An 18,046-nucleotide genomic window follows, 5' to 3' on the forward strand; every position below is an offset into this window, starting at 1 on the left:
ATACGGCTTGCCAAATTAAGAAGTATTTATCTTCAAAATTGCGTATTAAATTCTTTATAACGCTTTAATTCTTCTGAAAGTTTGCTCAATGCATAACCTACAATAGTAACATCATCCAACCAGCCCAATACTGGAATTAAATCTGGAATAGCATCAATAGGCGACACCACATAAATAATAGTAGCGACAATAACGGAAGCGTTCCAGGTGTTGACCTTAAATCTGCCAGCCATAATATCCTTGGCCATACTCACCAACACTTTGAAATCACTCATCTTATCATCCAAGTGCATTGCCTTTGCATCGGCCTTGTTCAAATCGTCTGTAGTCAATTTATGTGCTTTGTACCCACCGAACAACTTAAACGCTTTCTTTAAATAAGTTTGTTTCATTTACCAAATTATTTTTGTCTTGGACTTACGTATTAATCAATAGTTTAATTCTTAATCTTCCTTCTCCAACTCTTCGAATTTTGCGTAATCTGCTTCAGCGCCTGCGTTATCACCAATCTTTTCTAAAATGGTAGCACGGTATTGGTATAAATCTGAATAAAAAGGATTTAAACGAATAGCTTCAGAATAATCTGCAATTGCTTTAGCCCAATTTTCGGTTTTCTCGTAAACATCCGCACGCAACACATATGGGTAAAAATCTTCGGGATTTGATTGTATAATAGCGGAATAATCTACTATTGCTTTGTCAAACTCTTCTAATTGCTCAAATAGCTGTGCCCGTTCTTCTAAAACAGAACTATTTCGATGATCGAATTTTAAGGCAGCATTAAAATCTTGCAATGCACTATCAAACTCTTTTATAGCCATATACAACTTTGCACGATATAAAAACGCTTCAACTAAAGGTTGAGTTTCAATGACTACGTCCAGATCAGCAAGTGCCTTATCATATTGTAAAACATACATATAAACTGCAGCTCTGGAAATAAGAATTTTCACATCATTATTCAGCACAAAAGCTTTCGAATAATCAGCGATCGCATCTGCATAATTAAAGTGCTGAACTTGCAACATTGCACGATTAATTAGTAGTTGTGGATTTTCGGGTTCTACATTAATTGCTTGATTTAATTCAACCAATTCATCTGCTTCTAACATTTCACCTTGATTTTCTAACCATTCTAAATAATGATGGTAATTGAAATCCATACGTTTTGCCACTTGATAATCGTAATAAAAACTTTCATCATCTGCATTGAAACTATGAACTATAGAGCGACAAGCGTAAAAAAATGGCTGTTCGGGATATACAGTTATCGCTTTTGTATATGCTGTAATAGCTTCTTCATATTTTTCACTTAATACCAAGTCATAAGCCTCTTTGGCGATTTTCAGCGCATCATTTTCCGCGAAAGCATCATTAATAGACGCACTGAAAGGAAATAATTGGGAACTAGCTAAATTATAATAGTTATTTGCTTGTAAAATCATTGAATAAAAGTTTAAAAATAACGCTTAACAATACGTAGGTTGTGCGTGTAACGGTTCAATTCTGCATTAAAAATACCTTGACTATCCATCTTGTCGATACGTACACGACCAGATGCATGAATGATGGTTTCATTATCTATCATCACTCCCACATGTGTAATTTTGCCTGATTCATTGTCAAAAAATGCCAAATCACCCGATTTAATTTCTGTCAAGAAATCAACTGTAGTGCCACTTTCAGCTTGTTGGTATGCATCTCTTAAGAGTGATATACCAAAATGCTTGTAAACCACTTGACTAAACCCCGAACAGTCAATACCATATATAGACCTGCCTCCCCACATGTAAGGAGCATTACTATAGTGTTGAATAAGTTTCGGAAATTCAGCATTGAAATCCGTTAGATTGGTTTCACGCAATGTCCCTTCAATATGGTATTGTTCTTCACCAATAGTAATGGTATTTCCTGTGACAGATGTCCCATGCAGCAAATGAACTATTTTAGATTTAGAAACTGCTTTAGCACCTTGCAAATCGACTATTGAACCTTTTTCCACACCAGCTAAAATAACTGGAGCATACTGATTGTTTTGAATCCATCCTTGGTACTTCGTTTCAGTCATTCTTACACGTGTGAAATCAATTCCTTCTTCTAAGATTTCAAAAGTCTCCCCAAAAAAAACTTGCGAAACAATTTCACTCCGATGTGAAGATTCTGCTCTTAAGGGTACTATATTGAGGTTGCAAGCTGAAATACTCATAAGCGTTTATTGATTAAAACATTAACACCTTTTTGTTTGTTTTTAGAATACTAAGATAATTTTAAATCAACTAAAATTCATTGCTATGAAAAAATTTCGTCGAATTCTGTTAGCCGTTGATGATTCACCATGTACAGAAAAAATTGTGAGTTATGCCAAAGAAATTATTTCACATGAAGAGATTTCTTTAGCTTTACTGACAGTCGTACCGCCGACAAGTCCTGCTACTTATGGAGCTGATCCATTACTCGGTCAGCAGCCTATAATTGTTCCTGAAATCACAGAAATCCAACAAAATACAGCTGAACAATATGTTGATAAAATCGCAGCGGAATTTTCTTCCAATTATGAGGTATTCACCTTTACGCGCATTGGAAATATAAAAGAGGAAATCTTATTATTAGCAGACGAATGGTCAGCTGATCTCATCATAATGGGTTCCAATGGTCGTTCAGGGTTTGATCATTTTATTTCTGGAAGTGTATCAGAATCTGTTATTCGCAAAGCAATTTGTCCTGTATTAGTTGTTCCTATTAATTGCAGTTAATGTGTTCGTATCAATCGAGCCGCAAACATACTATCTGCTTTGTATTCATAGCCTTTGATCAATTCCATTTTTTCGATTTTAAAACCGAATTGATCAACTAAATATTGAATAACATGCTCATTTTCTTCCGCATAGACTGAGCATGTCATGTACACTAAAGGTTTGCCTATTTTTAGGTGTTTGATGACATTAGAAGCGATTGTTTTCTGCAACGAAGAAAACTGTTGCAATTTTTCCTTTGTCATTTGTTGAATCATTTCTGGCGTTCGTCCCCAAGTTCCAGATCCAGTACATGGAACATCTAAAACTATCCCATCAAACTCTTCATTACCCAAAATTGCAGTCGTATCTGCAGTTAGATCCAGAATTTTCTGACGTCTTGGCGACCTTACTTCAGCCTTATCAAAACGATCATTTAAATTTCGCAAAATAGAAAGACGTATATCCGACACTAGCAAATTTAAATTGGGGTATTTGTCTAATAGCATCAATGCTTTACCACCAGAAGCTGCGCACGCATCCCACCAATTTTCTTTCGCAGCTGCTTCCATAAATTCAATTGTTTTTTGCGAAGACAAATCCTGGACTTCATACTTTCCTTCCAATTTTGGAAAATCTTGAAGTCTAAATCCATTTGGAAGTGATAATGTATTCGAGCTAAAAGATGTATAAGCAATATCGTGTTGATCTAATGTAGATTTCACATAATCTTCCTGTCCACGCTTAATGCGTATAAATAGATCTGGCTGTACAAAATGACTATTCAGAAAACTTTGCTTATCGATACTTTCGGAAAGATTCTCCAAAAGAGGAAATATTTGGTTGCTATCGAAAGAAACTTTTGATTCGAGCAGTTGAATTTTCTGAATCAACGGATTTGAAATTTCATCAGCTAATTCGGGAAAGTTTAAACTTACTAGAGGCGAGTCCGATTCACATAGGAATTCAGCATAACATAGTCTATCCAAAAGATTTTGCTCTTTTAGTGCATGACCCAACCTAAAATAATTGTAAATAAAACGAGAGGTCATCTTTCTATCAGATGACCCCATTTGTTTATTTTCTTTAAAAAATCGTGTAAGATAGCGAGACAAAGGCTCATTGTGTGCATATCCGCTTAATGCTTTTTCAAAACCGCGAACATGTTGTGCTACACGTTTTTCATTTATTGCCATAAAATTTTATTGTAACTGGAATGAACCGTTAAGGTATTCTTTGTAAGAAACAGCCTCATTGGTAAATCCCCATTTTTCGTTATAATCGAACTTATACGTATTAAATAGTCCAGTATATGGTTCTTTCGTCAAATTAGACTTCAGATTATCCACGCCATATTTATTAATCAATGAACCAAAATAAACTGCAACGTCATAACCTTTGTAAGACTGATCCGAAGGATATATGCCGAACTTAGCCTTATAAGTGTCTCTAAAATTACGCGTTGTTGAAGTCCAAGATTTCAAATTACTTTCTGTCGTGATCACAGGACGCAGACTGTAAAAATTGGTATGAATACTAAAGTCGAATCTATCCCAAAGCGGATGTCCGTATAATTTGATAGAATTATATTCTTCAGAATTTTTCTTCGAAAGATTACTAATCAGGTTATTAAGCTGTGTTTTATCTGTCGTACCACTCACCACCAAATTTGTACCTGTAGTTGACAAATTTTCATTTAATTGCGCTAATGTAGAAACAGAGATAATTTTAACATTTTCTTTGTTTTCCTTGATAGACGCAAGCATACCATTCAAAAATTGTCTACTGTCGTTATCTGAAGTATTATAAATAATAATTATATCACCTGTTATATAATCTTTGGCAACGCGTTTTGCTAGGCCATTTGTGTGTGATTTAATTGAAGGAGTAATTGTCACCAAATTATTTAGGCCAAATTCCGAAGCAGGCGAAGCTGCCAATGGACTAATAATTAGTTTCTCTTTATCTGGAAGACTATTACCAAATGCCTTGATCTCAATTGGGTATATAGGTCCTACTATTATTCCAGAATTACTTATGTCTTCAGATGTAGCTAAAGTTGAGTTGTAATACGCATTATCCTTAGAATCAACAACTTTTAGATTAAAAGAATCGGACTTTTTTGCTAACTCATTTAATCCTAACTGAAATCCTTGATAAAAGTCTAGTGCTAGAGCAGATCTTTTAACATCATTCTCTTGCACACCTTCAGCGCCGATATGATCCAGTTGGAAAGGTAATAGTAAAGAAATATTACGTTGAGCTGCGTCTTTTTTATCTCTCGCGGCAGCTTCCTTTTCAGCAGCTTTTTCTTCTGCTTTTTTGGCTTCTTCAGTTGCGCTGGTGCTCACTTGCCCCGGATTGCTCGGAGCGCGCAAAACACCACTTTTAGGTGCACACGCGGATACACCTAAAAGTAATGATACTGCATATATTAAATAAGATTTCTTCAATTTGTTATTCCCACTCAATTGTTGCTGGTGGTTTTGAACTGATGTCATACACGACTCTGTTGATTCCTTTAACATGATTTATTATTTCATTTGAAATCTTAGCTAATAACTCATACGGTAAATGAATCCAATCTGCTGTCATTCCATCCAATGACCCAACAGCTCTCAACGCTACTACGTGCTCGTATGTACGTTCATCGCCCATTACACCCACAGATTGTACGGGCAAAAAAATTGTTCCAGCTTGCCATACTTTATCGTACCAACCAGATTCCTTAAGATTACGAATATAAATGTCATCAGCTTCCTGCAAAATTCGTACCTTTTCCTCTGAAATATCTCCTAAAATTCGAATTCCTAAACCAGGACCTGGGAATGGATGTCTATTTAGGATGTTTGGATCAACATTTAAAGTTCTACCTACACGACGTACTTCATCTTTGAATAATGTTTTCAAAGGCTCAATAACCTTCAATTTCATGTAATCAGGAAGACCGCCTACATTATGGTGAGATTTGATTGTTGCGGATGGTCCTTTAACAGAAATTGATTCAATAATATCAGGATAGATAGTACCTTGACCCAACCATTTTGCCTCCGCTCCTTCTGGCAAATCCTTTTGAATATCTTTAGATGCTTGATCAAATACATCAATGAAAGCTCCACCTATTATTTTACGTTTTGCCTCTGGTTCTTTTACTCCAGCCAATTTGCTGAAAAATAAGTCTTTTGCATTTACGCCCTTGATATTAAGACCCATATTTTTGTACGAATCTAATACTTGTTCGTACTCATTTTTACGCAAAAGTCCGTGATCTACAAAGAAACAGTGTAATCTATCTCCAATAGCATGGTGTAGTAATACCGCAGCTACAGTTGAGTCAACACCACCCGATAAAGCCATGATTACATGGTCAGTACCTAGATCTTGCTTAAGTTGTGCTACAGTAGTTTCAACGAAAGATTCTGAAGTCCAATCTTGAGAACAACCGCAGATATCAACCACGAAATTTTTGATCAAGATCTGACCATCAGTACTGTGTGTTACCTCTGGGTGAAATTGAATACCATAAGTCTTCGTACCTTCTATTTGATAAGCAGCTACACGTACTTTGTCTGTACTTGATATTACCTTGAAATTTGCAGGAACTTCTTTGATTGTATCACCATGTGACATCCATACCTGTGATTGTGCAGGAACGCCTTTCAATAATTCATTCGAATCATCTACAAATTGTAAGTTTGCTCTACCGTATTCACGAATTTCGGATGGCAATACTTCACCGCCCGATTGTTGTGCCAAATATTGAGCACCGTAACAAACACCCAGTAAAGGGAAACGTGCTTGGATAGATTTAAAATCAATTTGAGGAGCGTCTTCTTGACGAACCGAATACGGACTTCCAGAGAAAATAACGCCTTTTACGTTATCATCAAACTCAGGAACTTTATTAAAAGGATGAATCTCACAATATACATTTAGTTCTCTTACACGACGAGCAATTAGCTGCGTATATTGCGAACCAAAATCAAGGATAATAATTTTTTCAGACATAGTGCAAAGGTACAATTTAGATATTAATATTAGGAAGTCAATTTTTACTAATTCAAGCGGAAAATAAACCTATATTATCCGTAAATCTCATTCAATTCATTTGCCAAACGAATACCAGCCTTCAATAATGCTTCCTCCATAATATATTTGTAATCGTAGATATACGTATAGCTCAGGTTTGCATTTAATTCTACATCTGCATAAATCTTATTTGCTAACTGATGCGTTTCGTACAAAGCTTGTTCAAATGAAACGTTATATTTTTTATAGTAATTCTTGTCATGGATATCCAATACGGAGGCATATTCTGTATAGCTATACTGCTCATTTTCTACCAAGTCAGAATCCCAAACACGGTGAATATTTGTTTTTCGACCAAAAAACATTACCTCAATCTTATTTCCGCCCAAATCTGCTGCTCTACCTACGTGCATCGGCTGATGCGCGTCAGCAAAAAGATGTAAAATAAAGTATAGATTTTGTTGCTGCTGTGCTAAAGACAAATCTTTGTTTTCGATTGTCTCTTTTTTTACATTCAAATAAGCTTTATATAAATTGTTGTCTGGAGACTGTTGTAATTCTGCATGGAATTGATCGTAAGTCAAATTTGCGGAAGTATTCACAAAATGCCAGGAACCCGTCTTCTTGAAGGCTTCACTGGTATCCGATTTGATAAAATCAGCCCAATTAGACCAATAAGCGATATGCTGATTTCCAATAACTTTTTGGATATTCTTTTTAGCTTTTTTGCTCAAGTGTCTTTCTGCTACTTCTGCAATCACACGATGCCCCGTCATTCCCCAAGCTTGCACCTTTTGGATTTGACTACACATCATACAACTCACCAACAAAACGATTGCACTTAACTTGTTTTTCATATTTGTATTATTTAAAAATGTCGAATGAATATTTTGCCATAGACCAGAACTCGTCCAAAGCGATTATACGTGGTTTGAAAAAGCTAATTAGCTCTGGCCATTGTGTTTTATTAAAAATTGAAGCTTTAACCAATGAGGTGGAAATGCGAGTTGTTTTTTTACCATACTCATCGTAATATTCCGCGTCCCACTCCCATTCTTCATCTACAATGCCTTTGAAAACCTGTTGCAACTCTTTGAATTGTTCAAATATAAGCAGACGTATACTATCGTCTGGATGCGAAATTTCGATATAAATGCTTGCTGTCTTATTGGTAGCATCCATGCGAAAGTGAAGATGTTTAATTCCAGTTTTGTAATTTACCCAATTCACCTTATCGCCATCAGCAGAAGGTACCGCTGACATATATTGACCAAATGTCGTCCAAAATGATTCTTTTAGATTTCTTGCTTCTTCTTTTGAATACAAAACTTAAAATTTTTACAAAATTAAAAAATTGGTTAAACTTTTGCAGTCACTATTTTGTTAAACTTAAAAGGATAATTCATGGATAAGAAAAAATCATTGCTTTTACTTACTGCCGCAGCTGCAGGCTCAGTTATATACAATATTTGGAAACCTGTAAAATCAGATTTACCTGTAATCACTAATTTTGATCTTGAAAAGTATTTGGGTCATTGGTATGAAATTGCTCGCTTGGATTTCTTTTGGGAAAAAGGTTTGAAAAATGTGACCGCTAATTATTCCTTAAACGAAGATGGCTCAATAAAAGTTATTAATTCGGGCGTAAAAATAAAAGACAACAAATCTAAACAAAGCATTGGGAAAGCAAAATTTCAGGGGCTACCTAATGAGGGTGCGTTAAAAGTTTCTTTCTTTGGACCTTTCTATTCGGGGTATAACATTATGCACATTGATGGTGATTATGAACATGCGCTAATATTCGGAGAAAATTTGGATTATATGTGGATTTTATCGCGTACTAAAACAATATCAGCTGAACTTCAGACCAAATACCTTAACTATGCGAAAAGTGCTGGTTATGCAATTGAAGATTTAGTGTGGACCATTCAAGAATGATCCTATCCAAACAGTTCTTGAATCACCGTAAAATCAACTGATGAATCGGAAGAAATAGATTCAGCAATAACCTGAAGATGTTCTTCCGTAATTCTTTTACCAATTCCCTTATTATAAAGCGTTGTTAAAAAATACGCATATTCTTTTTTGATTTTTTGGTCAATAAGGTGATTCTGCACATTGTAATTAAGAATACTGCTAGCAAACTTTCCAAAATCCTCAATCGAAAAACGCTGATACTTTGTATAAAACTTGAACATATACCGTTCAAAATCACTTTCCAACTGCTTGCTTACTTCAAAATCAATCATACTAAAAGAGGCATACCACTATTGTGATATGCCTCAAAAGTAATAAAAATTAGTAATTTATTATTTACGAACGCTAACAGCTACTCTTCTATCCTTTGCTCTTTCAGCATCAGATGCATCTGCTGATACGGTTGCAAATTCAGAACCATACCCTTCTCCATCTTCAACTTGACTACCCAATCCTTTACTTTCTAGAAAGCTTTTCACCGCTTCAGCTCTTTCTTCGGAAATTCTTTCATTGATTTGTTCATCACCTGTACGATCAGTATAACCACCAATTTTGATCTTAGCATCAGGGAATAAACGCAAAATTGCTGCAATATTTTCTAATTGTTGTTGACTTTCAGGAAGTACATTAGCCGTTCCAGTTTCGAAATTTAAATTATCAAAATCAAACCATTTATCTTTCAATTGCTCGTCTGTCATTGATTTATAATCTGACTGAAGAAAAGCAATTAAATTTTCCTCAATTCCAGCAGGAAATGCTTTCAATGAAGCTCCATCTGGCAATTTCACATCAATTTGCTGTTTCTCACTTTGCGTCACTGGATTCGTAATGACAATAGTTGTGTCCGCATTATCTATGGAATCGCGCAACATTGTTTCTTTAGTGTCACCACTACAACCTCTACCAAATAAAAACCACAATCCAATTAGCAATATCGGAATCAAAATCCACCACAGTCCGGCACCTTTCTTCTCCTCTGAAACATGTTCATGTGTATGAACTGGTTCACGTTGCTGAGGCGGAATTCTCTCCACAGGCGTAGACACAGGTGTATCAGGTATACTTGTGGTTTCCGTTGGTAATTCAACGGGTCTATCAGCCTGCGCAAACAATGAACCAAATGCTCCAAGCCCTAAACCTGTTGGCAATGCTGCTGCAAATGATGATTTATTTGAATTCAACAAACTTCCAATTGAATTTGCATTCCAATCTGCTCCTTTATGTGTAATAGCTGAAATTACTGCAGGCAGACTCGCTCCTAATATACCGGTGATAGACTCACTACGCATTCCTAAATAAGAAGATATGGAATCCACTACCGTACTCAAGCGGTCACCAAAAATCGAGCTCAATAAGTTTTGTGTTTCAAATTTCGAATTATCAGTACCAGCTGGAGTGCCGAAATAATTTCCGAACAGATTATGAATATCAAAAGAACTGAATAAATGCCTTGCTGAATTTAAAATACTACCCAAACCTTCTCCAGATTTCCCTTGTAATCCTAGAAGAATTGAAGGAATTGAAAGTTCGAGTCCTTTGTGTACGTTATCGGAAGACTCTCCAATATTTGCACTTAATTTGTTAATTACTTCATCCGTGAAGTAGGCTTTAACATTGTTTAATAAATTGTTTTCCATCTCCTTGTGCTTATTTAACAAAATACACAACAAGTTAATAGCACATTTGTTTGTTGTAAAATATCTAAGACTTAACCATTTATTTATATGGATGTTTTATCTTTGATTATAAATTAACAGTTGTAGTCTATGAAACAAAAATCTATTGTTGCCATTTTATTTATTTATTTTGCATGTGTAACATCAAGTTTTGCACAGCCAAAATATATTTTTTATTTGATTGGCGACGGTATGGGCCTAAACCATGTCAATCTAACCGAAATTTTTGAAGCTGAAACGAAGAACAAAGTTGGCTACCAAAATTCAATCCTCACAAAATTTCCGCATGTAGGATTTGCTTCGACAAATTCACTTTCACATGGAGTCACAGACTCAGGTGCGGGTGGTACAGCTTTAGCTGTTGGAAAGAAAACTAGAAATGGAAATATTGGTACAGATAGTACTGGCACTATTCCATACAAAAGCATAGCTTTTGCAGCTAAAGAAAAAGGCTTGAAAGTAGGAATTACGACAAGTGTAAGTATTGACCACGCTACACCAGCGTCATTCTATGCACATCAACCAAGCCGTAGCAATTATTATGAAATCGCTACTGAGATTCTTAAATCAAATTTTGATTTTTTTGCGGGAGCAGGATTCTTAAAACCAACTACGACTTTTGACAAGAAAGAAGTAGAAGATATCCATGCAGTAATCGAAAAAGGTGGTTATAAAATTATTCGTGGTAAAAATGGCTTTGATGCAAATAAATTCAAAGGTCAGAAAACAGTATGGATTAACGACCAACCTACGCAATTTGAATCCCTAAAATACGCTATCGATCAAGAACCTACAGATATGGCTCTAGCAGATATTACAAAAGGTGCTATTGCGGCATTAACTAAGGATAATAAAAAAGGATTTTTCTTAATGGTTGAGGGTGGTAAAATTGATTGGTCTTCACATTCCAATGATGCAGCAACTACAATTCGTGAAGTTCAAGATTTCCATAAAACTATTCAATTGGCGTATGAATTTTATCAAAAGCATCCAAAAGAAACATTGATCGTTGTGACTGCTGACCACGAAACAGGTGGTTTGGCTATTGGTAATGGTTCTTCAAAATTAAATACACAAGCATTAGCTTACCAAAAGGTATCGCAAGGAACTTTGTCTTCTTTGGTGGGAAATCTTCGTAAAGATAAACCTAACGCAACTTGGGATGATGTTAAAAATCTAATAGCTGAAAATACAGGTTTGTGGAGTAAAGTAAAAATTACGGAAGCTGATGAAAAAGTCTTGCGCGAAGCGTATGAAAAAAGCTTTATAAATCATGAAAATGAAACATCAAAAAGCTTGTATGCAAACGATGATAAAATTGCTTCATTAAGTATCAATATCTTAAACAGAATAGCTTCTGTAGGATGGGCTTCAAGCAATCATTCTGCTGCATATGTGCCAATATATGCGATTGGCGAAGGTGCTACACTATTCAATCATAAAATGGATAATACGGATATCCCTAAAAAAATAGCACAAGCTGCACAATTGAATTTCTAATAAATTTCTAATAAACAAAAATGGTTAGCTTTCGCTAACCATTTTTGTTTATATCATTCTTAGTTTTTCGTAATATCCTTGTCTTTTACGACTTGCAAATCTGCGCTTTTTTGTGCTTTTTTCATCGCTTTGATATTCAAGAATTCTACCAATACCGAGAATGCCATTGCGAAGTAAATGTATCCTTTTGGAATATGTTGGTCAAATGCTTCTGCCGTCAATGATACACCAATCAATAGTAAGAACGCCAATGCAAGCATTTTCACCGTTGGGTGATTATTCACGAATCTACTTATCGCTTCAGCAGATACGAGCATGATACCTACAGCAACAATCACTGAAGCAATCATTACCCCAATTTGGTCAACCATACCTACCGCTGTAATAACAGAATCCAAAGAAAACACCAAATCAAGTATAATGATCTGAATAATTACAGATGAGAATGTCACAACTTTCGCATTTACACCTGTTGCTTCTATATGTCCTTCCACCTTGTGGTGAATTTCAGTTGTACTTTTATAAATCAAGAACAAACCACCAATAAACAAAATCAGGTCACGTCCAGATAATATTAAATACGGAACAACTGCTTCATTCGTAATGTTAAACCATTCCGCGAAATTTACAAGCGGCGCGGTCAAGCCCATTACCCATTTAATCGAAAACAATAAACCAACACGCATCACAAGGGCTAATATTAGACCAATTTGTCGCGCTCGTTTTTGTTGTTCTACTGGAAGTTTAGCGCTTTGGATAGAAATGAAGACGATGTTGTCGATCCCTAGAACAATTTCTAAAATTGTCAGAGTTAAAAAGGAAATCCAAATTTGAGGATCAGTTATCCATTCCATAAAGTAGTTTTAAGTGTGTAAATTATTTATAATTTATTAAAGAAATTACGTTATCACTGAAACGATGCAACCTTCCCTCGCCTTTCAAAAATTCTAGATTAATCACAAATGAAAAACCTGCCACTTGACCACCCAGTTTTTCAATCAACTTTGCTGCAGCAACAACAGTCCCTCCTGTCGCTAACAAATCATCGTGTATCAATACATTTGTTCCTGACTCAAAAGCATCATTGTGTATTTCTATAGTTGCTTGACCGTATTCTAACTTATACGATTCAGAAATTGTTTTTGCCGGTAGCTTACCTTGTTTCCGTATTGGAACAAACGGAATGTTCAATTTGTTTGCAAGCATCATCCCAAATAAAAAACCACGGCTTTCGATTCCTGCTATGACGTCTATCTTCAAATCTTTGACTTGTTCAACAAAAGCTTCCACTATTTCAGTACACAAATTGGCATCTTTAAGAATTGGTGTAATATCTTTAAAAACAACTCCCGGCTGAGGAAAATCAGGAATATCACGAATTACCGCATTTAATCTTTCTTGTAGCATATTTTAAAACTCTAAATAAAGCCCAATTTTACGTAAAAATTCTTGATCTAAAGCTTTATTTTGTGCCAATGCTTCAAAATTAGCATATGCTCCATGCTGCTGTCTGTAATTAATAATTGCTTGCGCTTGCTTTTTACTGATGTAAGGATGCTTTGACAATTGATCGATTTGAGCATCATTTACTTTTAGTTTAAATATTCCGGCAGTAGAAACTATTAGCTTGTCCTTTATTCTCAAAAAAGTCTCTTCAGAAATACCATAAACTTCTTGAATCTGATTAACGGAATGAAAACCTCCTAAAGCGTCCCGAAACTTCACTATTCTAGCTGCTAAAACAGAACCTATACCTTTCAATTGTTTTAATTCAGAAGTGTCTGCTGTATTAATAGAAATTGATCGCGCAATTGATTTTACTTCACGCTTCTCATAAGCACTAGTTTCAAATGACTTTTTGGGTTTATCGTCTGCAGTTGAAATAATAATATACGATTCTAATCTATTATAGTCCTTTTCAGAAATTGAGTAGATCTTTCGTAAATCTTCTTTTTTATAAAACTTTCCCCCCTTTGATCGATAGTTCAGAATTACCTGAATTTGCTTTGGCGATAAACCTAATTTATGCCATTGGTTAGCGGTTGCTGTATTTGGATCAAATGTAAAATAGGTAATTGTTTTATTGGTCTTCTTAAAGTCGGAATAAGGTTTAGAATAATCTGGCGTATTTTCAACTTCCTTTGTCGCAAAAGATTCAGCAGAGTTTAAATCATAAACTTGATGCGGAATAACTTCAGAAGACTTTAATGATTTGTAGAGAAATAGACTAATGTTCACCAGCAATACACACAGAGACAACACAATAAAACCGTTTCGCTCTACTGTATTGAACTGAAAGTATTTGAAAAAATTATTCATCGAAACAGTGTGAAACGTAACTAAAGTGTAATTGGCTGCCCCATTCTAAAAGCTTTCACTTAAATTTGCGAAATATTAATGTAAATTGAAAATGTATTTTGTTAACGCACCTTTTTTCTTAAGATGGTATTATCCAGAAGTAATTTGGAATAAATCGCGTGCGAACAAAAAGCTTTTTTTAACATTCGACGACGGACCAATACCCGAAATCACAAGCTGGATTTTAGATACATTATTGGTCTACAACATCAAAGCAACATTCTTTTGTGTGGGTGATAATATTTCAAAGCACCCCGATATTTTCCAAAGAATCATAGCTGAAGGACACCGCATAGGCAATCATACCTATAATCATCTGAAAGGCTGGAATACTTCAGACAAAGATTATATTGATAATGTGTATGCCTGCCAAAAGCTAACGAAATCAAATTTATTTCGCCCTCCTTATGCACGCGCCAAAAAATCACAATTAAAAGTTCTTAGCAAGGATTTTGAATTTATTTACTGGGATGTATTGACGGGAGATTTTGATTTAAATCTTTCACCAGAAGCTTGTTTTCGAAACGTAATTAGGCATACAAAAAATGGCTCTATTATTGTTTTTCACGACAATATTAAAGCCATTCCTCGAGTTCAATACGCTTTACCCAAAACGATTGAATACTTTTTAGCAAAGGGATTTACCTTTGAAATACTTTAGTCTTCTTCTTTAAAACGAATTCGAAATCCGTATTTCTTCGCACTACTTACACTGAAAAATCCCAATGCACCGTTTGTAATATTGGAAGTGGGATTTGCGGGTGCAGCACTCCCAGGATTAATAGATAGAATTTCATTCCAATAATTAAACACTGGTTGGTCAATAATCTGTCTTCTTACCGTGATCGTATCACCAATAACAATATCGTTATTGTTATCAGAAACTTGATGTGTCACATACAATCCGTCATTGAACTTATCGCTGAACACTCTACTAAATTTGAAATCACTCCCATTAACAGAAATATTATACTTGTAATAATTCGGTTGATCCTTTGGATCAACAAATTTCAATGTCACAGAATAGACCGTGTCCGAAAAAATAACATCTTCAATAATACCCAATGAATCCACATCTATGTATGCATTCATATACGATGAAGATTCAAATACTTCTCCATCAATTGTGACACGCAAATCGTAACGTGTATTTGTTTTTGGTTTGAAGGTTGCTTTGTAAGCACCATTGCCAATGCTATTAAAATTATAAATCGTGCCTTTATCATCAGTTACTACCACAGCAGCATTGTTTATTGGCTTGTTGCGCACGGGTTCGTCAAAAGCCACAGTCTGAGAGACATTAATTATTTGATCATTCGAGAGGTCTGTTAAATCAGCTTCAATGACATATCGTGGGTCAGCATCATTAAGATTTACATCAATTAACTCCTCGCAAGAACTTAATCCAAAGCAAATTATAAATGCGTATAAATATATAAGTCTCATGTCTAAAATTTAAAGTTCCAAGTCACAGAAGGTATAATTCCAAATAAAGCAATTTTGTAAGCTTCTGTGATGTTAGCATTATTTTCGTTTTCTCTAAAATCAATGATATAAGCATTTTTGCGATTATATACATTGTACAAACCAAATGACCAACTCGAAGAAAAACGTTTGTTTTTTGGTCCAGGCTCATAATTTGCTGATAAATCCAGACGATGATAATCTGGCATGCGGTAACCATTGCGCTCTGTGTAATAAAATAGAGTACGGCCATCTACTGTATATTTACCACTTGGGAATGTAATGGCATTTCCTGTGTAATACACAAAATTAGCTCCCAAATTCCATTTATTACTTAATTGGTAAATACCTACAACCGATACATCATGCGTGCGATCCTGTCTTGCATTGAACCATTGTCCGTCATTAATTTGATTGAACTGTCTTTCACTCTTACCTAAAGTGTATGAAATCCAACCATTTAATTTTCCTTTAGTCTTACGCAAATAAAGTTCCAGACCGTATGCACGACCTTGACCATACAACAATTCACCTTCTAAGAATTCGTTAGCTTGCAAATCCGCTCCATTACGGAAATCAATTTGATTGCCCATATATTTATAGAAGCTTTCTACCGAAAATTCATAGGTATTATTCGCAAAGTTTCTAAAATAGCCCAATGCAACTTGATCCGCATACTGCGGTTTTATATTCTTACTACTCAATACATATTGATCCGTTGGCAAAGATGAAGTCGTATTTGTCAATTGATGTAAATTTTGAACAATTCTATTGTACGAAGTCTTAATACTTTGTTTATCATCCAATATGAATGAAGCCGAAAGTCTCGGTTCTATATTTAAATGATGTTTAATAATTTCCGAACCCGTATATTTTTCATTTGAAATAGCTTCACCATCAGCATCGAAATTATAGAATGTTCCTGGTCCTTGTACCATAAAATCAGTTGCGCGTAATCCATACAATACCGAAAACCAATATGTTGGATTCCATTCGTGAGAAACATAAGCAGCAACTTCGATTCCGTGTCTCTTTTCAATATTGATAGAATTTACTGCAGAATTAGCATTGGCATTAAGACTTGCCGGAGAAATCTTTTGTTTCAAAGCATTCAAACCAAATCTCCACGTACTTTTATTATTCGCATAATAAGAAAAGTCTTGTTTCAAATTGAAATTTTCAATTTTTGAAGCAATCACAAACTCACTGTTATCGTTGTTTACATTTACATTGTACGTGAAGTCACTGTAAATTAAAGACGTATTACTGAATAATTTTTCATTCAGAATATGATTCCAACGTACCGTAGCTGTTGCATTTCCCCAATCAAAACTAAATAAATCGCCATAACCCAAATCATCCTTCCCAAAATATCCAGAAGCATAAATTGTGTTTTTATCGTTAATTCTATAATTCAGCTTGGCGTTGAGATCGTAGAAATATAATTTACTATCTTTTACTGTTTGATCATTTGAAGCTTTTAGAAATAAATCTGCATAGGTGCGGCGGCCACTTAACATGAATGAGCTTTTGTCTTTTTGTAATGGACCTTCAAGTTTTAATCGGGATGCAATCAAGCCGATACCGCCTTCTGCAGCGAACTTTTTGTTATTTCCATCGATCATATGAATATCCATTACCGATGAAATACGTCCTCCATATTGCGCAGGAATACCACCTTTGAAAAGTTCAACATCTTTAATTGCGTCCGAATTGAAAGTGGAGAAAAATCCAAGTAGATGCGAAGCATTATAAACTGTTGCTTCATCCAATAAAATTAAATTTTGGTCACCACCACCTCCGCGTACAAAAAAACTTGATGAACCTTCACCTCCTTTGGCAACTCCTGGTAACATTTGAATAGTTTTCAAGATATCGCGTTCTCCGAATAGTACAGGTACATTTTTGATTTCCTCAATGGTGAAATTAATAGCACCCATTTGCGGACTCGTGACATTCTTATTTTGTTTTTTACCCGTAATTACTACTTCCTCAATTTCTCTTCCGATTGGCGACAATTCAAAGTTAAACCGCTTTTGAACCGATGTATTTATCGATTCTTCTAAGGATTGATAACCAACATACGATACAACCAAGGTCGAATCCGATGCGTTTAATTCGAGTGAGAAAAAACCATAGCTATTGGTTCTAGCAATCAAATTAGATTCTTTTGACTGAACGGTAGCTCCAATTAACACTTCACCAGATGAAGCATCTTTCACGTATCCGCTAACATTGACTTTCGTTTGCGCAAATAAACTGGCATGAAACAAAAAAGCAACAACAAATAATGCGTATTGTCGAAACATA

The 18,046-nt window shown here is 35.2% G+C and carries 19 protein-coding genes; 4 read left to right on the forward strand and 15 right to left on the reverse strand.

From position 1 onward, the window contains the following. Positions 1-32: 32 nt before the first annotated feature. Genes GOQ16_RS11315 through GOQ16_RS11325 form a run of 3 tightly spaced genes read right to left on the reverse strand, consistent with a single transcriptional unit; the run spans position 33 to position 2,206 of the window. Entirely contained in the window at positions 33-392 is a 360-nt protein-coding gene (locus GOQ16_RS11315; protein WP_160069384.1) for a YkvA family protein, read from the reverse strand. A gap of 51 nt (positions 393-443) precedes the next feature. Next, entirely contained in the window at positions 444-1,445 is a 1,002-nt protein-coding gene (locus GOQ16_RS11320; protein ID WP_160069385.1) for a tetratricopeptide repeat protein, read from the reverse strand. Between the two features lie 11 nt (positions 1,446-1,456). After that, the gene (locus GOQ16_RS11325) at positions 1,457-2,206 is read right to left on the reverse strand and encodes a C40 family peptidase (RefSeq protein WP_160069386.1); all 750 of its coding nucleotides are present in this window, start codon (positions 2,204-2,206) and stop codon (positions 1,457-1,459) included. Positions 2,207-2,291: 85 nt separating this feature from the next. Between GOQ16_RS11325 and GOQ16_RS11330 the strand changes: the two genes are divergently transcribed. Beyond that, positions 2,292-2,753, forward strand: a complete 462-nt coding sequence (locus tag GOQ16_RS11330; protein ID WP_160069387.1) for a universal stress protein — start codon at positions 2,292-2,294, stop codon at positions 2,751-2,753. Here GOQ16_RS11330 and GOQ16_RS11335 read toward each other — a convergent pair. The 5 genes from GOQ16_RS11335 to GOQ16_RS11355 form a co-directional block, all read right to left on the reverse strand. Then, positions 2,750-3,928 (reverse strand): RsmB/NOP family class I SAM-dependent RNA methyltransferase, encoded by a 1,179-nt coding sequence (locus tag GOQ16_RS11335; protein WP_160069388.1) that lies wholly within the window; start codon positions 3,926-3,928, stop codon positions 2,750-2,752. The two genes, GOQ16_RS11330 and GOQ16_RS11335, sit on opposite strands and share 4 nt — an antisense overlap. Positions 3,929-3,934: 6 nt before the next feature. Further along, complete coding sequence (locus tag GOQ16_RS11340) at positions 3,935-5,233, reverse strand: ABC transporter substrate-binding protein (RefSeq protein ID WP_160069389.1); 1,299 nt, start codon at positions 5,231-5,233, stop codon at positions 3,935-3,937. Further along, the gene (gene guaA, locus GOQ16_RS11345; protein ID WP_160069390.1) at positions 5,190-6,740 is read right to left on the reverse strand and encodes a glutamine-hydrolyzing GMP synthase; all 1,551 of its coding nucleotides are present in this window, start codon (positions 6,738-6,740) and stop codon (positions 5,190-5,192) included. The genes GOQ16_RS11340 and guaA overlap by 44 nt, the downstream gene beginning before the upstream one ends. A 74-nt stretch (positions 6,741-6,814) precedes the next feature. Next, a complete protein-coding gene (locus tag GOQ16_RS11350; RefSeq protein ID WP_160069391.1) occupies positions 6,815-7,618 on the reverse strand; it encodes a S1/P1 nuclease in 804 nt (267 codons plus the stop codon). Between the two features lie 7 nt (positions 7,619-7,625). Then, on the reverse strand, positions 7,626-8,087 hold the full coding sequence (locus tag GOQ16_RS11355; protein WP_160069392.1) for a DUF4268 domain-containing protein: 462 nt from the start codon (positions 8,085-8,087) through the stop codon (positions 7,626-7,628). 78 nt (positions 8,088-8,165) lie between these two features. Here GOQ16_RS11355 and GOQ16_RS11360 point away from each other — a divergent pair, with 78 nt between their 5' ends. Next, the gene (locus GOQ16_RS11360; RefSeq protein WP_160069393.1) at positions 8,166-8,699 is read left to right on the forward strand and encodes a lipocalin family protein; all 534 of its coding nucleotides are present in this window, start codon (positions 8,166-8,168) and stop codon (positions 8,697-8,699) included. Between the two features lie 2 nt (positions 8,700-8,701). Here GOQ16_RS11360 and GOQ16_RS11365 read toward each other — a convergent pair whose 3' ends face one another. Both GOQ16_RS11365 and GOQ16_RS11370 read right to left on the reverse strand, forming a co-directional pair. Further along, positions 8,702-9,010: a hypothetical protein gene (locus tag GOQ16_RS11365; protein WP_160069394.1), complete on the reverse strand. Its 309-nt coding sequence runs from the start codon at positions 9,008-9,010 to the stop codon at positions 8,702-8,704. Positions 9,011-9,070: 60 nt separating this feature from the next. After that, a complete protein-coding gene (locus GOQ16_RS11370; RefSeq protein ID WP_160069395.1) occupies positions 9,071-10,375 on the reverse strand; it encodes an OmpA family protein in 1,305 nt (434 codons plus the stop codon). Positions 10,376-10,504: 129 nt separating this feature from the next. Here GOQ16_RS11370 and GOQ16_RS11375 point away from each other — a divergent pair, with 129 nt between their 5' ends. Then, positions 10,505-11,914 (forward strand): alkaline phosphatase, encoded by a 1,410-nt coding sequence (locus tag GOQ16_RS11375; RefSeq protein WP_160069396.1) that lies wholly within the window; start codon positions 10,505-10,507, stop codon positions 11,912-11,914. Between the two features lie 59 nt (positions 11,915-11,973). On the opposite strand, the gene GOQ16_RS11380 is transcribed toward GOQ16_RS11375, so the two are convergent. The 3 genes from GOQ16_RS11380 to GOQ16_RS11390 are packed head-to-tail and all read right to left on the reverse strand — an operon-like array spanning position 11,974 to position 14,233. Next, entirely contained in the window at positions 11,974-12,768 is a 795-nt protein-coding gene (locus tag GOQ16_RS11380) for a TerC family protein (RefSeq protein ID WP_160069397.1), read from the reverse strand. A gap of 22 nt (positions 12,769-12,790) precedes the next feature. Next, positions 12,791-13,321: an adenine phosphoribosyltransferase gene (locus GOQ16_RS11385; protein WP_160069398.1), complete on the reverse strand. Its 531-nt coding sequence runs from the start codon at positions 13,319-13,321 to the stop codon at positions 12,791-12,793. Between the two features lie 3 nt (positions 13,322-13,324). Continuing rightward, on the reverse strand, positions 13,325-14,233 hold the full coding sequence (locus GOQ16_RS11390; RefSeq protein ID WP_160069399.1) for a ComEA family DNA-binding protein: 909 nt from the start codon (positions 14,231-14,233) through the stop codon (positions 13,325-13,327). Between the two features lie 91 nt (positions 14,234-14,324). On the opposite strand from GOQ16_RS11390, the gene GOQ16_RS11395 reads away from it, so the two are divergent. Further along, positions 14,325-14,933 carry a polysaccharide deacetylase family protein gene (locus GOQ16_RS11395; protein WP_160069400.1) on the forward strand — a complete coding sequence of 203 codons (609 nt, stop codon included), beginning with the start codon at positions 14,325-14,327 and terminating at the stop codon, positions 14,931-14,933. Here the strand turns inward: GOQ16_RS11395 and GOQ16_RS11400 are convergent. Both GOQ16_RS11400 and GOQ16_RS11405 read right to left on the reverse strand, forming a co-directional pair. After that, positions 14,930-15,718 (reverse strand): DUF4249 family protein, encoded by a 789-nt coding sequence (locus tag GOQ16_RS11400; protein ID WP_160069401.1) that lies wholly within the window; start codon positions 15,716-15,718, stop codon positions 14,930-14,932. The genes GOQ16_RS11395 and GOQ16_RS11400 overlap by 4 nt on opposite strands. A 2-nt stretch (positions 15,719-15,720) precedes the next feature. Continuing rightward, positions 15,721-18,045, reverse strand: coding sequence for a TonB-dependent receptor (locus GOQ16_RS11405; RefSeq protein WP_160069402.1), 2,325 nt, complete (start codon positions 18,043-18,045; stop codon positions 15,721-15,723). Between the last annotated feature and the right edge of the window lies 1 nt (position 18,046).

It is taken from the genome of Sphingobacterium bovisgrunnientis (assembly GCF_009829085.1).
GTDB lineage: Bacteria > Bacteroidota > Bacteroidia > Sphingobacteriales > Sphingobacteriaceae > Sphingobacterium > Sphingobacterium bovisgrunnientis.